Genomic DNA, 15,122 nt, shown 5'->3' with positions numbered 1-15,122 from the left:
ACGGAATGCCTAGGGGTTTCCTTTGTCTGGCGTTCTTTATTTATTAACTTTATATGAAAGCGAGGCGCATACAGGTGAGCTTTAAAGTTTGTGTTATTGGGTGTGGCGGGCATTCCACGCGAGTTCATGGACCTTCCTATAAAAAGTATGCTGATCTTTACCCCGGTACCATATTAGCGGCCTGCTGTGATCTGGACCCGATTAGGGCCAAGGAGTTCCAGCATATGTTCGGATTTAAAGCTTGTTATACCGATATCGACGAAATGTTGGATACTGAGAAACCGGATGCAGTATGTCTGGTCGTTAAAGAATCATTCATTGCTGCACTTTCCGTTAAGGTTATTGAGAAAGGATACCCAATTCTGATGGAGAAGCCGCCCGGCCTTTCCAAAGAAGAGACGTTAGCAATTGTCGCTGCTGTAGAAAAAAATCGAGTTCCCAATAAAGTTGCATTTAACCGCTGGTATATACCAGTCATGGTAAAACTAAAGGAAATGATGAAAGCGAATCTAAAACTAGAAAAAGTTCACCAGATACGTTACGATTTTTATCGTACGGGTAGGACGGAACCGGATTTTTATACCACGGCGATACATGGAATAAGTGCAGTTGCATTTTTGGCAGAGTCCCCTTTTGATGAAATTCATTTTACTTATCAGGAGTTGCCTTCTTTAGGAGAGCATGTTGCGAATATCTACATGGATTGTAGATTTGCCTCCGGTGTAATCGCACATCTCCATTTTTGTCCGGTTGCAGGTGTAGTTATTGAACGTGCGACAGTGAACTCGTTACATCAGACGATATTTGCAGAGCTTCCGATATGGGCTTCACACGACAATCCCGGAAGGTTAGTCCATTTTAAGAATGGGCATATCATTAGTGATACAAGGGGAGACCTGTTTACGGATAGTAGCGATATGTATATCACAAACGGTTTTTACGCTGAGAATGAATCTTTTTTTAATATGATTCGGAACAATGCTGCGCAGGAGGGAGGGGTAGAGTTAGCTCCTCAAATTGTAGAGGTGGCGGATTGTATTCGATTACGGAAAAAGAGATACGCTCGTTCACAGAACATTGACAGGACATCTTCCGAGGCTCGTGAATTGGGAAAGAATTACGAAGGAGACCAGACATGAGAGGCATTCACATTTCGGAAAACAAGCACACCAAAAGCTACCGTTATCAGTCTCATCATCATGATGAGTATCAAGTTCTTTTTGTCATCGACGGAGAAGGGACGATCGTTCTTGAAGGGGTTCCCTATCTTATCAGAGACAACGATGTGGTCTTCGTATCTCCAAAAAGAGAGCATGCGGTTTCTTCCGAAAGCCAGTTAAATCTGCTAGTGCTGACCGTACTGCCTGAGCTTTTACATTCCATCATTGCGCCTATGCAAGTGTCGGATATCGACCTGGATCATTCTGCACCTTTCCGATTACAACCCCTATATGCGAATGAATGTCGGCTTCTGCTGCGTAAATTGCTGTTTGAATCGCGAAAGCCGCTCAAATTCAGCGATTGGGCAATGCGTTCTTACGTAGGCCAGCTTCTGCTGCTTCTTAGCAGGATGAGGCATCATGTCCACATCGATAATGCGAATAGTTTACGGGCAGAGCGAATTCGAGCCTATGTGGACGAACATTATTTTGAGTCGTTGACAGCTGAGCTGCTGGCGCAAAAATTTCAAGTAAGCGTCAGGTATGCCCATACCATTTTCAAAGAGAAGTATCAATTAACGCCGATCCAATATGTCAATGAAGTTCGGCATACCGTTGCCAAAAAATTGTTGATTGAGACGACGAAGAGCGTCGCTACGATTTGTTTCGAGGTGGGGTATGAGTCTATCGCTACGTTCTATCGAAGCTTCAAGCATTTCACAGGGACGTCCCCTGAACAATTTCGTAAGCAACAGGAAGATCGTCTACCCTAAACAGTTGTTCCGAAATTGAGAATTTGAATACGGAATTGCGAGGACAATGTCGGCATCGGCGCTTATAGTGAAATAGAAAGCAACAAACCCATATACGAGAGGAGATCTAACATGGCAACGGCTACTATCGGAATTATTATGAATGGTGTAACCGGGCGGATGGGAACGAATCAGCATCTGATCCGCTCTATCCTCGCGATACGCGAGCAGGGGGGCATTACGATGCCCAATGGGGATATCGTGATCCCAGATCCCATCTTGGTTGGACGTTCCGAAACAAAATTGAAAGCGCTTGCAGGTAAGTTTGGAATTGTACGATGGAGCACAGATCTGGATGCTTGCTTAGCCAATCCAGAAGATACGATTTACTTTGACGCGCAGTCAACCGTATATCGGGCAACTTGCGTGCGCAAGGCAATCGCTGCAGGTAAACATATTTATTGTGAAAAGCCGACAGCTACGTCTCTTGAAGAATCACTCGAGCTTGCCCAATTGGCCCGTAAGGCAGGCGTGAAAAACGGCGTCGTGCAAGATAAGCTGTTTCTTCCGGGACTGATCAAGTTGAAACGGTTGATCGATGCGAACTACTTCGGTAAAATCCTGTCCGTACGAATGGAGTTCGGTTATTGGGTTTTCGAAGGTCATTGGCAGTCAGCACAGCGCCCCTCTTGGAATTATCGTAAAGAAGACGGCGGTGGCATCATCGTCGACATGTTTGCTCACTGGCGATACGTGTTGGATAACTTGTTTGGGGAAGTGAAAGCCATCTCTTGTTTGGGTATGACACACATTCCAGAACGGATAGATGAGAATGGTAACCCCTATGTGTGCACGGCCGATGATGCGGCCTATGCAACGTTCTTATTAGAAGGGGATATTGTCGTGCAAGCGAATTCATCCTGGACGGTGCGTGTTGATCGGGACGACTTGCTGACGATCCAAGTGGACGGCACGGAAGCGAGCGCAGTCGCAGGGCTCCGAGATTGCAAAGTACAACACCGCGTCAACACGCCGAAGCCGGTTTGGAATCCAGACATTCCGAATCCGTTCAAGTTCACGGAGCAATGGCAGGCGATGCCTGACAACCAATTGTTTGATAATGGGTTTAAAATTCAATGGGAGCTTTTTCTGAAGCATGTCGTTGCCGATACGCCGTTCCCTTGGGATCTGCTTGAAGGAGCCAAGGGGACACAAATGTCTGATCTCGGGCTGCAATCATGGAAAGAGAGACGTTGGGTGGACGTTCCAAAGCTGACGTTACAGGAGGAATTATAAATGCCAGGTTCCATTCGACTTCCGAATGCGTTAGGTGAGATTGTCTCCTATCAACTGCAGCCTCAGCGATCGATTCCGACGATTACGGGTACGCTGCAAAGTCGTACCGTATTTTCAGCGGCACATGTTGTCTCCGATCCGCTTGCAGACATGGATCCCCTTCATCAATCGGCATTGGATTGGGAGCTTACCTTGGCATACCGCCGCTATTTATGGTCGCTCGGGTTATCTGTTGCCGAGGCAATGGATACTGCACAGCGGGGGATGGGACTGACCTGGGAAACGTCGAAAGAACTCATTAGGCTTTCAGTTCGAGAGGCACAGGCTGTGGGTGGCAAGATAGCTTGCGGAGCAGGTACGGATCATTTGTCGGCCGGGCCAACAGTGACAATTGCTGATGTAGAGCGTGCCTATGAAGAGCAAGTAGCCTACATCGAAGGACTTGGGGGGCAAGTTATTCTCATGGCAAGCCGCGCGCTGGCTCGCTGCGCGCAGAGCCCGGAAGACTATATGCGCGTCTACGGGAAAATATTAAGCCAAGTGTCGCAACCGGTCATTTTACACTGGCTGGGCGATATGTTCGACCCGAACCTGAAAGGGTACTGGGGGCATGAGGATTTGGGGCAGGCGATGGAGGTTTGCTTACAGATCATTCACGAATATCAGGGCAAGATCGACGGCATTAAAATTTCGTTGCTGGATGCGGAGAAAGAAATTGAAATGCGCCGCCGTCTGCCAGAGAGTGTGCGTATGTACACGGGGGATGATTTCAATTATCCGTCACTGATTAAAGGCGATGAGCAAGGCTACAGTCATGCGTTGCTCGGTATTTTTGATGCCATCGCCCCGGTTGCTGCTGCTTCGATCCAGGCAATGGATCATGGCAACTTGTCATTGTATGACGAACTGCTGGACCCAACTGTGGAACTATCGCGTCACATTTTCCAGAAACCTACGTTTGCTTATAAAACTGGCATTGTGTTCATGGCCTATTTAAACGGCCATCAGCCACATTTCCGGATGGTAGGCGGCGCGGAAGGGGCACGTTCAATCGTCCATTTATCGAAGCTTTTCGTTCTGGCCGATCAAGCGGGGCTGCTGCGTGACTCAGAGTTGGCCATGAAACGGATGAGGAACGCGCTAATATTAGCGGGAATCGAATAGGGGGGAGATACGTATGAGCTCACTTCAATCGTTGGATAGATTAAGTCTGAACCAGATTACGATTAACCGCTGGAGTGTGCGGGAAGCGGCAGAAGGTTGTGCTCGCGCTGGCGTTCCGTCGATCGCGCTTTGGCGCGACAAAGTATCGGCTGCGGGACTGGCCGAAAGCAGGCGTATTGTGGATGCGCATGGGCTGCAAGTTTCAAGCTTGTGCCGAGGAGGTATGTTTCCTGCCGCGACAGCTGCAGAGCGTCAATTGAGAATCGACGACAACCGCCGTGCAGTCGAAGAGGCTGCAGCGCTTGGCACCGACGTGCTTGTGCTCGTGTGCGGTCCTGCGCCGGATCGGGATATCGCCGGGGCGAGATCGATGGTGGAAGAAGGCATCGCCAAGGTGGCCGATTATGCCAAATCGTGTGGTGTGAAGCTCGGCATCGAGCCGCTGCATCCCATGTATGCTGCTGAACGTTCAGTCGTCAACACACTTAAGCAAGCGAATCAAATCGCGCGCCAATTTCCGGCTGATCAAGTCGGTGTTATCGTTGATGTGTTTCATGTATGGTGGGACCCAGAGTTGTATGAAGAAATTCGTGGTGCAGCCGGACGCATTCTCGGGTTCCATGTGTCGGATTGGATCGTCCCTACACCTGATATGTTGCTCGGCCGAGGGATGATGGGAGACGGGGTCATTGATATTCGTTCCATTCGGCACGCCGTTGAAGCGACGGGATACCAGGGGCCGATTGAAGTGGAAATCTTCAATCAAGCGATCTGGAATCAACCAGGAGATGACGTCTTAGCAACCATGCAAGCACGATATTTGGAGCATGTTTGATTGATTGCGTCTCCAATAAAAAGCCAGCAAACCTTCGGGTCTGCTGGCTTTTTGCAAGCTTCAAAAATGCAGATTTGCAAAGTTCATACCAAGCGGAAGGTCAGAAGGCTACGCGCCTGTGTTATCGTCACGGCCGCCTAAGCCTGCACATCCGTCTCCGACGGCTGGTGCTGGCGACGATACAGCAGCGGCGAGCAATTCTCCATTCGTTTAAACAGCTTGATGAAATACGAATGATTGTTAAAGCCGCATTGGTAGGCGATATCCGTCACCGGCAGCTTCGTCTCGCGAAGCAGCTTTTTGGCATGATGCAAGCGCTTAATCGTAATCAGTTTAGTGAGCGTCGTACCGGTATATTTATGAAAAATGCTGCTCACATACGAGGGATTCATATGGACCAGCTTACTCAGCTTATTCAGCGACAGCTCGTGCTGGAAATTCGCGCCGACATATTGCACCAAATACGCGATTTCCTCGGGCAAATCGTTGGGGGCCGCTGTGCCGCCGCTTGACGCAGTTGCTTCGTGCGCCCGGTAGCAACGAATGAGCAGCTCGCGAATGGCTCCTTGAATGACGCCATTGTAGCCGATACTTCGTCCCGTAAGTTCCTCGTGTATGACGGCGTACAGCTGTCTGATCCGCTCGCGGTCACGCCCGTCGAACTGCATTCTCCAGCAGTCCCCCTTAAGCAAGCTAAGCGGGTTCGGCAGCTCCTCTTCCCAGTCCTCGCTCAGCAGCGCTTCCTTCCACATCAGCACGTTCCGGCACAGCATTCGGTCCATGTCCGTTTGCATCACCTTATGCAGCGTAAACGGCGGGATCATCATCAGGGTGCCCTCCTGCAGAGGGTAGGCGTGGTCTCCGACCAAATAGCGACCTTGTCCTTGTTCGATATAATACATCTCTACGCCGTCATGACTCTGAAAGCCTGGAAAGGGTGCAATCGAATCGAGCTCGTAATACAGCAGGACGGGAGATTCCCGAAAAATCAGTTCGACCTCGCCGCTCAGCTCTTCGGCGGTTTCAAATGACGCTTGCATAAAGCTCACCTCCCAGCGTACCGGCCCTACTGCCGGCTGCGAGTTCAGTATACTACAAATCCTAAATTTTGTTTGCAAAAGCCCCAAAAAAAAGACCATCACTCCGTGCCGCATCCTGATAAGCTTAACGTACGGCAAAGCAAACAGACCGTACACATCAAGACATTTGCAAGACGGCATTCAACAACGTAGCGAACAAAGGAGGGGCCTTTCTTTTATGACGGCTATCGATAAAACCACGGAATGGAAGCGCAGTCATCCCGACATCGTCGTCTATATTCCGCCGGAGGACGCCTATACGGGCGACAACGAGCATTTTCTTGTATTTGAATCACCGGAAGGCGATGAGCTTCTGGCACTCTGGACGCAAAGCTCGGTCGAGGGGCATGGCGACAACCATCTTGTGCTGGCGCGCAGCCGTGATCTGGTGACCTGGAGCCGGCCGCAATATGTAGCGGGAACAAAGCCCGGCGGCCGAGGCGGCCAGGCAAGTTGGGGATTTCCCGTCGTTTCCGCGCAAGGGCGCATCTACGTCTTTTACACGAGGGACGTGGGCGTTCATGACCTGGACCCACAGACATCGGGTACGATGGGCTGTGTCTACTCCGACGACAACGGACACAGTTGGGCGTCCGGTGCAGATGTGCCGATGAAGCGAAACCGGTACGATCATCCTGACCCGGACGTGCCGCGCAACTGGATCGTCTGGCAAAAGCCGATTCGCGACAGCAATGGACGCTGGATGGTCGGCTATACCCAGTGGAGCAGCCCGTTTCACGCAGCGGAAACTCCGCTTGGATGGTACAGCAAGGACTCGCGCGCGATGTTTATGCGTTTCGATAACCTGGACGAAGGGCCTGATCCGGCGGATCTGCGCATCACGTGGCTTCCGGACGACAACGAAGGGCTGGCGGTGCCGTTCCCGAATAGGCCGCACCTCTCGGTGGCGCAGGAACCGAGTACGGTACTGCTGCCGGACGGAAGAATCTTGTGTGTGATGCGTACCTTTACCGGCTTCATCTGGTACAGTGTATCGTCTGACGACGGTGGAAGCTGGTCGGCGACGCAGGTGCTGCGCTACCAGGATGGCGGGGAGCCGATCAAGCAGCCGATTGCGTCATGCCCGTTGTACCAGCTGGCAAGCGGCAAGGTACTGCTTGTGTTTCACAATAACGACGGCCACCTCGGCGAATACAAGCCGCAGCATGCGCTGCACAACCGTCGTCCGGCGTTTATCGCAGTCGGTGAGTTTCACCCTGAAGCGGAGCAGCCACTCTGGTTTTCGAAGCCACGACAAATTCTCGATACCGACGGTGTGACTTTCGGGCCGAAGGGAACGAGTGAGATCGCCACGTATCCAAGTCTGACAGAATGGGGGGAACGGCGCGTGCTGTGGTACCCGGACCGGAAACATTTTCTGCTCGGTAAGGACATACCTGACAACTGGTTGGCGGATGGAGCGTTGTAAATAGGGAGATTGAATAATGCGCAAAGGAGTCGGAGCAATGAACGAGAAGATGGTCAGCGAGTGGCGTGATGCAAGAAATATTAAATGGGGGTTGGAAATCCCTCGTGAATTTTATTGCGATCAGCCTTACATTGTTGTGACGGAGCGAGGCGAATGGGTTTGCGTCATGACAACGGGTCAGGGTGTTGAAGGCGAGAGAGGACAGCACGTCGTCTCCACGATAAGCCGGGACCGTGGACAGACATGGTCGGAGCTGATTGACATTGAACCAGCTGACGGACCGGAAGCTTCGTGGGTTATGCCGCTGTTAGTGCCAGGGGGGCGTATCTATGCGTTCTATACGTACAATACCGACAATCGCCAGGATGTGATTAGCGACTCCGGCGAGCTGATTTCGCGTGTTGATACGCTCGGAGATCTGATGTTTAAGTATTCCGACGACGACGGGCGCACCTGGTCGGCTGAGCGGTACAAGGTGCCGATCCGGTCCATGGCGATCGACCGCAACAATCCGTATGGCGGCGAGCCGCAATTTTTCTGGGGCGTCGGCAAACCGATCATTCACCAGGGTGCGGTATATATGGGGCTGGCCAAAGTCGGCAGCTTCGGGGAAGGTTTCATGGCGTCGTCGGAAGGCATTTTTATGAAGAGCGACAATATTGTGAACGAGCGCGACGCTTCCAGGATCAAGTGGGAAACGTTGCCGGATGGCGAATTTGGCATACGAGCGCCGCACGGGCGGGTAGCCGATGAGCATAACCCGGCGGGCCTCTCCGACGGCAGTCTGTACTGCACATTTCGCACCGTCGAGGGTCATAACGGACAGGCTTACAGCCGAGACGGCGGGCATACGTGGACGACCTCGCAGTATGCGGAATATTCTCCGGGCGGACGGCGGATCAAGCATCCGCGGGCGGCGAACTTCGTACGGAAATTCAGCAATGGTAAATTCATTCTGTGGTTCCATAACCACGGCAAGGACAACCGGGCAACACCGTCGCTAGCGTACCAGGACCGCAATCCGGTCTGGATGTGCGGAGGGGTCGAGAAGGACGGCTTTATTCACTGGTCGCAACCGGAGATTGTGCTGTACGACGACGATCCGGCAATTCGCGTAAGCTACCCCGATTTCATCGAGGACGGGGGAAAGTATTACATCTCGGAAACGCAAAAAACAATTGCCCGGATCCACGAACTGGACGGGGCGCTGCTTGAAGCGATGTGGGGGCAGCATGATTCCGGCGCAGCCGAGCGGACGCAGCGCGGTCTGCTGTACGAGGCGGACGCCGCAGCGCTTGCCGGTGAGCCGACAGCGCTTCCGAAGCTGCCGTCTTTGCAGAACGGGGGCAGCTTCACGGTAGAGCTGTGGCTGCTGGCCGGAAGCCGCAGCGCAGCCGGTCCGCTTCTTGATACGCGTGGAGCGGACGGCAAAGGGATTGCCGCTTCGCTGACGGCGCGCGGAACCCTCCGGTTGACGATGAATGACGGTCGTTCAGAATCGTCGTGGGAATCGGATGAAGGGTTGCTGCTCCCGAACCGCTGGCATCATGCGGCCATCATCGTCGATGGCGGTCCACATATCATGACGATGGTGATCGACGGCGAGCTGTGCGATGGCGGCACGCAGCGCCAGTTCGGCTGGGGGCGCTTCTCGCCTGAACTTCGCGACGTCAATGGCGGCGAGCTGGCGGTCATCGGTGGCGCTCAAACGGTGACGGTGGGGGCTTTGCGTCTGTACGACCGCTATTTGCTGACGTCGGAGGCAGTTGGCAATTACCGCTCCGGGAGATAGTGGAGTCGACCGGCTGCAGCGAGTGAGGCTCGCTTGTAGCCCTGCGGGTCCGGTCCTATTCATCGATGCATAGAGAGGAGCTTAACATGCAGCAATCATACCGCAACTATTTTAAGCTGGGCATCAATCATCATTTGTTATTCCCCGCCAGCTTTGATTCGGCGGAGGCGCATCGCGTTTCGCTGCCCGAAGTGCTGTCCTATCCGGAGTTTGAGGTTATCGATCTGTTCGTGTCGGAGGAGGCGGATATTGCAGTCGAACAGATACGGCAGGTGCGGGATAGCGGCCGTATTCCGGTGTACAACTGTCCCCTGCTGAGTGGGCCGCGGCTTAATCCGAACAGCCCCGACGAAGCTATTCGCAATGAAACGGTTGCGGCAGCGGCGTCGCATCTGCAGAGGGCGCAGGCAATCGGCGCGAAGAAGGCCGTCATTGCCAGCGGTCCAAATCCGGGACCTGCGCAAATTGCGGAGCAGACCGAGGCCTTTGTCGACTACGTCGCGAAGCTATGCGCTGCGGTGCCTGAGCTGACGCTGATGATCGAACCGTTTGACCGGTCAATCGGCAAAAACTTGCTGATTGGCTCGACCCGCGAGGCGGCTGAGGTTGTGCGCCGCGTTCAGGAGGCGGGCAAGCCGAATATCGGTCTGCTGATCGATATGGGACATGTGCCTCTCATGGAAGAGACGTTCGCACAAGCAGTCGCCGACTCGAGCTCGTACATTCGTCACGTGCATCTCGGAAGCTGCGTGAAGCGCGATCCGGCTGATCCGCTTTACGGCGATATGCACCCGCCGTGGGGTTATCCTGGGGGCGAGAACGACGTGCCGGAGCTGGTCGAGTTTTTGAAAGCGCTGTTTGCGTCGGGCTATCTGGGCTCAAGCGGAGAGCGGCCGACCGTTACACTGGAAATGCGCCCGTATCCGGGCCGCAGCGAACGGGAAAGTGTGGATATTTTTCTGGAAAAGCTGGAAAAAGCCTGGCGCGCAGTGTAGCCTGAGGCGGATACGCATATATGAATCAATGGACGTATGGAGGAAAGCTGCAATGAAATGGATGATTCGCGTGGATATGGAGGGCGTCACCGGTGTTGTCAATATGAAGCAGGTAATACCGGGCGCAGTCGATTACGAATTCGGCCGAGGCATGCTGATGCACGATTTACTCGCGGTACTGAAGGGGCTGCTGCAATCGCCCGAGGAGGAAGTCGTGCTGTACGATATTCATTTTTTTGGAACGAATGTCGACTTGCACCAACTGGACCCGCGGGTGACCGCGATTTGCGGCAAGCCGCACTATACGCCAGACAATCGGGCGTATCTCGATGAAAGCTTCGACGGCATGATTTTGCTCGGCCTGCATGCGCGGGCAGAGATGCCGGGATCGCTGCTGAATCATAACTATGAGCATGACATTCGTACAATGAGCGTCAACGGGGTCGTTGTCGGGGAGATCGGTCTTGAAGCGCTGCTGGCCGGCGAGGCCGGTGTGCCGCTTGTGATGGTCACTGCGGATTCGGAGGGCGCGAAGGAAACGGCCGCGTTGCTCCCGGATACGATAACGGTCAGCGTCAAGCAATCGCTTGGCGATTCGGCGGCGGCCTGCCTGCCGCCGGCGCGGACGGCCTCGCTGCTCAAGGAAGGCGCGCTTCGGTGTGCAGCGGCTGCGCCCCGGATGAAACCGTACCGGCTCGAGGGTCCGATCGAGCTGGAGATGCAGTTTAAGCCGGGGGAGCTGCTCAACAGGCTGCAGGCCCGGTTGACAGACCGTTTTGTCGGACCGGACCGGCTTATTTTGCGCGGAGCATCGGTACTGGAGGTATGGGAGCAGTATTTGATTGCCAAAGCGGAGTAACGGTGATAGTCGGGAGGTCAGCGGGAATTTCGGGCGGAAGGGTAGTATTCTCGAGCAAGAGAAGGGAATGCGGCACATGTAGCGAAAAAGACAATAACGATAGCAAAGCAGCGTGCCCATTGTCGGTGCGCTGCCGCCTGTCGTTCGGGTATGCTATCCATTTTGTTCGTCTGGCCGGAAGGACGCGAGGTAAGAATGAATCGTAGAATCAGTTTTCAAACGAAGCTGTTTATCGTCTTTTCCATGGGGATCGCCGGTATTATTGTTAGCGCTTTCTCTGTATTTTATTGGTATTATCAGAAGGTAAACATTGAATCGATGGTCCATACATTTCGCGGAGAGTCGCAGAGTCTGGCGCAGCAGCTTGACAACTCGATCTACACGATGGACCGGCTCGTCATGCAGATGAAATTTAATCCGACGATTGCCAATACCTTCTATTATCTTCCGTACGTGTCGAATGCGCAAACGTACTTTGACGATCATCCGGAGGATGCCTACAAGGTGAAGGAGGCGATTTCCTCCATTGTTGGTGTCGATCCGCAAATTTTTCACCGCGTTTCGATTCTGAGCCGATCCGGCGCATTTCTGGCTACCGGCGCTTATTTCGATAAAGTGACGGTTCGCGATCGGCTGCAAACGATCGATTGGTTCCGTCAGTTCGAAAAGTCCGAATACCGGCTGCTGCTGCCGCCGCATCGCGACGATTGGGACAACGGGGGCAAGTTGGTCATATCTGTTATCCGCAAGCTGGGCGACGCCTCCTCGCCGAATGCCTTGATTGAAATTCAGCTTCCGTACGACTACATTGAGACGATGACGGTCAAGTCGCAAACGGGAGGCAAGCGCGTACTCATTGCCGGCAGCGATGGACAAACGATCTATCCCTTCTCCCCGGAGACCGGGTTGACGCGTGTTCGGGAAGCGATGTCCGGGGTGCAGGCGCAAAGCGAAGCCTCGGAAGGACAGACGTACGAACGATTGCCGGACGGCTCCCGCCAGCTTGTCGTCTACGCCCGGGCGCCATATTCGGGCTGGACGGTGATGATCGTTCAGCCGGAGAGCGAGCTTCTGCGCCCGCAGCGCCAGGCGGGGTATTTGTTCGCGGGTACAGGTCTGATCGTGATTGTGCTGACCATGTTAACCTCCTATTTTTCCGTTAAAATGCTTGTGAAGCCGCTGCGCAGGCTGCGTGACTCGATGAACAAGGTCCAGCTCGATTCGCTTCCAGACGCGCATGAGCGGCTGGCCTTCGGGGGTGTCGTGCCGCATAATACGCATAACGAAATCCATCATCTCCATCATTCCTTTCGAAAAATGCTGGACCGCCTCGAGGCGTCGAAGGAGGAGGCAATCCTTTCGCGCTCCCGCGAACTGCAGGCGCATTTTACCGCGCTGCAGGCGCAAATTCACCCGCATTTCTTGTACAACACGCTTTCGCTAATTGGCGTGCTCGGGCAGGAGACGGGGAACCGGGAAATTGTGCAACTGACGGCGATGTTGGCGGACATGTTCCGCTATATGACATATTCGGCAGAGCAGACGGTTACGCTGCGAGATGAAATTCAACACACACGGAATTATTTGAATATTATGAAATTCCGTTATGAGGCGCATTTGCAATTTGCGATCGATGTTCCCGAAGAGATGCTGGAACTTCGACTGCCCAAGCTGTCGCTGCAGCCATTCGTCGAAAATTGCTTCAAGCACGGCTTCGCTGCCAAACGATATCCATGGCGTATTGACATCCGCGGAACGCTGCTCGAGAATGGCTGTGCATCTATTGAAATCCGGGATGACGGCGAGGGCTTTCCACACGCTTTGCTGGAGCGCTTCGGCCATGGCGAAGCCTCTGCAGCGAAGGGACAATCGTTTGGCGGCGGGCAGGAGCTTGGCGTCAGCGGCTTGTATAACACTTACGCACGGCTGCAGTATGATGCAGGCGGCCGGCTGGATTTCAGTCTAAGCAACGATCCGGCCGGCGGCGCGATCGTGCGGATCGGTTGGCTGCAGCCGGGGTTGCCCGGCGAACGGACACAGGGAACAGGAAACGGGGGGAGGATGCAGAATGCCGACAGTACTCGTAGTTGACGATGAAATCCGTTTCTGCCGGGCGCTTGGTCGATGGATCGAGGCGACCGATGCGCGTTACCGCGTCATCGGCGAAGCCTACGACGGTGAGGAGGCGTTGGAGAAGATAGCCGAGCTAAAGCCGGATGTGTTGTTTACCGATATTCGGATGCAGGTCATGGACGGCCTGCAATTAATCGCAGAGACGAAGCGGCGATATGCCGGGCTGATTCCGGTTATCGTCAGCTCGTACGATGATTTCGATTATACCCGAAGGGCGATCCGGCTCCATGCCGAGGATTATTTGCTGAAACCGCTGCGCGAGGAGGATTTACGCGAGGTGCTGGAGCGGGTCGCGGCCAAGCTGGACGACGCCGAGCAGCGGCGTGACACCGACTGGCTCCAGGAGATGTTGGATCAAGGGGAACCGCTGCAAGGGCAACTGATTCCAGGGGGCTTGAACTATGCGTCGTATGCGCTTTCGCTTTGGTGTGCGGGACCGTACTGTGTCTCGCCGGACGATGCGCTGCATCCAGGCAAGGCGTTCTGGACCTCGGCGCCATGGGCGGCAAGCCTGCCTGAGCCCCAGACGGGCCGGCTGGGCTGGTGGGTGCTTGAGGGCGAGCGCGCCAATGAGCGGCTGCTGCTGGTCGGGACAAACGGCAGGGCGGGAGAAGCATCGCAAGCTGTGGACGGGGATATCGCGGAGAGGGCGTCAAACGTGGGGGCATGTACGGACGCTGCGAGGTTTCACGCGGAAGCGTCCTCGTACGCGGAAGCCGCGTCCCATGCGCTGCTGGCGCATGCCGCGAGCGGTCGCATGCCGCTGACGGTTGTCGCCGGCAGTCTGCAAGGGCTTGGCGAACTCCGTCGCATCGCCCAGGAGCTGCGCAGCCGTCTGCCGCTGGCGGCGGGTATCGGGCGCTCGGGCTTCGGTTCCAGGTCGGAGCGTGGGCGAGCGGAAGCGCCCCGTGACGATTATCGCCGGCTGGCTCAGGCGGTGCTGCGGCGGCAGCCTGAGGCGATGCGCGCGGAATTGGAGAGGCTGACGCAGATATGGGAGGCGGAATCGGCAACGCAGTTGCGCGTGGATATGCTGCTTAGGAAGACGCTGTACGATTTGAAGGAGCATTGGCCAACGTTTCGCGACGAGACCTTCATCCTCGCGAATCAGGAGCTGGACACGCTGCTGTCGCACTCGCTGGATTACATCGAACTGCGGGAAGGTGCTGCCTCTCTGTTCGCGGAGCTGATGAAGCTGAGCGAGGTAAAAGACGTGTCGGTTGAAGCCCGTCTATCCGCTCATCAGGAGGATACCGTTGCCCGCATCGAACAATACCTGCGAGCGCATTATGCTTCGTCGATTACACTCCAGCAGTTGTCCCGTCAGTTCGGACTGGTACCGAATTATTTGAGTGCCATCTTCAAGAAAGCACGCGGTGTGACGCCGGGCGAATATGTGACGGTATGGCGCGTGCAGCAGGCCAAATCGCTCATGGCCAACTCGCCGGAGCTGCTGTTAAAGGATATTGCCGACCGCGTCGGCTACGCCGATCCGCTTTATTTTAGCCGCGTGTTCAAGAAGGTGACCGGGCAATCGCCCTCAGAGTTTATGAAATAAGCCTCCTTATCCCCAATGCTTCGTAAATGTCGTCCATTTGTCCATGTCGTGCTCGGATTCGTCCATTCTC

At 54.4% G+C, this 15,122-nt stretch carries 12 protein-coding genes; 11 read left to right on the top strand and 1 reads right to left on the bottom strand.

The window, feature by feature from the left end; all coding sequences use genetic code 11:
* The first annotated feature begins 53 nt into the window (after positions 1-53).
* The 5 genes from ABE504_RS13775 (at position 54) to ABE504_RS13755 (ending at position 5,207) form a co-directional block, all read left to right on the top strand.
* Positions 54-1,139 (top strand): Gfo/Idh/MocA family protein, encoded by a 1,086-nt coding sequence (locus tag ABE504_RS13775; RefSeq protein ID WP_430089224.1) that lies wholly within the window; start codon positions 54-56, stop codon positions 1,137-1,139.
* Positions 1,136-1,933, top strand: coding sequence for an AraC family transcriptional regulator (locus ABE504_RS13770; protein WP_430089221.1), 798 nt, complete (start codon positions 1,136-1,138; stop codon positions 1,931-1,933). The genes ABE504_RS13775 and ABE504_RS13770 overlap by 4 nt, the downstream gene beginning before the upstream one ends.
* A 111-nt stretch (positions 1,934-2,044) precedes the next feature.
* Positions 2,045-3,208 carry a Gfo/Idh/MocA family protein gene (locus ABE504_RS13765; protein WP_430089219.1) on the top strand — a complete coding sequence of 388 codons (1,164 nt, stop codon included), beginning with the start codon at positions 2,045-2,047 and terminating at the stop codon, positions 3,206-3,208.
* The gene (locus ABE504_RS13760) at positions 3,209-4,372 is read left to right on the top strand and encodes a dihydrodipicolinate synthase family protein (protein WP_430089216.1); all 1,164 of its coding nucleotides are present in this window, start codon (positions 3,209-3,211) and stop codon (positions 4,370-4,372) included.
* A gap of 13 nt (positions 4,373-4,385) precedes the next feature.
* Positions 4,386-5,207, top strand: a complete 822-nt coding sequence (locus ABE504_RS13755) for a sugar phosphate isomerase/epimerase family protein (protein WP_430089213.1) — start codon at positions 4,386-4,388, stop codon at positions 5,205-5,207.
* A gap of 137 nt (positions 5,208-5,344) precedes the next feature.
* Here the strand turns inward: ABE504_RS13755 and ABE504_RS13750 are convergent, their stop codons facing one another.
* Positions 5,345-6,247, bottom strand: coding sequence for an AraC family transcriptional regulator (locus tag ABE504_RS13750; protein ID WP_430089210.1), 903 nt, complete (start codon positions 6,245-6,247; stop codon positions 5,345-5,347).
* Positions 6,248-6,464: 217 nt separating this feature from the next.
* On the opposite strand from ABE504_RS13750, the gene ABE504_RS13745 reads away from it, so the two are divergent.
* The 6 genes from ABE504_RS13745 to ABE504_RS13720 all read left to right on the top strand — a co-directional run bounded on the left by ABE504_RS13745 (position 6,465) and on the right by ABE504_RS13720 (position 15,052).
* A complete protein-coding gene (locus tag ABE504_RS13745) occupies positions 6,465-7,715 on the top strand; it encodes a sialidase family protein (protein ID WP_430089207.1) in 1,251 nt (416 codons plus the stop codon).
* 37 nt (positions 7,716-7,752) lie between these two features.
* Entirely contained in the window at positions 7,753-9,507 is a 1,755-nt protein-coding gene (locus ABE504_RS13740; RefSeq protein ID WP_430089204.1) for an exo-alpha-sialidase, read from the top strand.
* An 86-nt stretch (positions 9,508-9,593) separates the two neighbouring features.
* Complete coding sequence (locus tag ABE504_RS13735) at positions 9,594-10,502, top strand: sugar phosphate isomerase/epimerase family protein (RefSeq protein ID WP_430089201.1); 909 nt, start codon at positions 9,594-9,596, stop codon at positions 10,500-10,502.
* Positions 10,503-10,554: 52 nt separating this feature from the next.
* Positions 10,555-11,361 (top strand): M55 family metallopeptidase, encoded by an 807-nt coding sequence (locus ABE504_RS13730; RefSeq protein WP_430089198.1) that lies wholly within the window; start codon positions 10,555-10,557, stop codon positions 11,359-11,361.
* Positions 11,362-11,556: 195 nt separating this feature from the next.
* On the top strand, positions 11,557-13,452 hold the full coding sequence (locus ABE504_RS13725) for a cache domain-containing sensor histidine kinase (protein ID WP_430089197.1): 1,896 nt from the start codon (positions 11,557-11,559) through the stop codon (positions 13,450-13,452).
* Entirely contained in the window at positions 13,430-15,052 is a 1,623-nt protein-coding gene (locus ABE504_RS13720) for a response regulator transcription factor (RefSeq protein ID WP_430089195.1), read from the top strand. Before ABE504_RS13725 ends, ABE504_RS13720 begins: the two co-directional genes overlap by 23 nt.
* Positions 15,053-15,122 lie beyond the last annotated feature (70 nt).

The organism is Paenibacillus oryzisoli, assembly GCF_050467285.1.
Lineage (GTDB): Bacteria > Bacillota > Bacilli > Paenibacillales > NBRC-103111 > Paenibacillus_E > Paenibacillus_E oryzisoli_A.
Note: the sequence above shows the minus strand (reverse complement) of the source record. Positions and strands in the feature narration are given on the sequence as shown.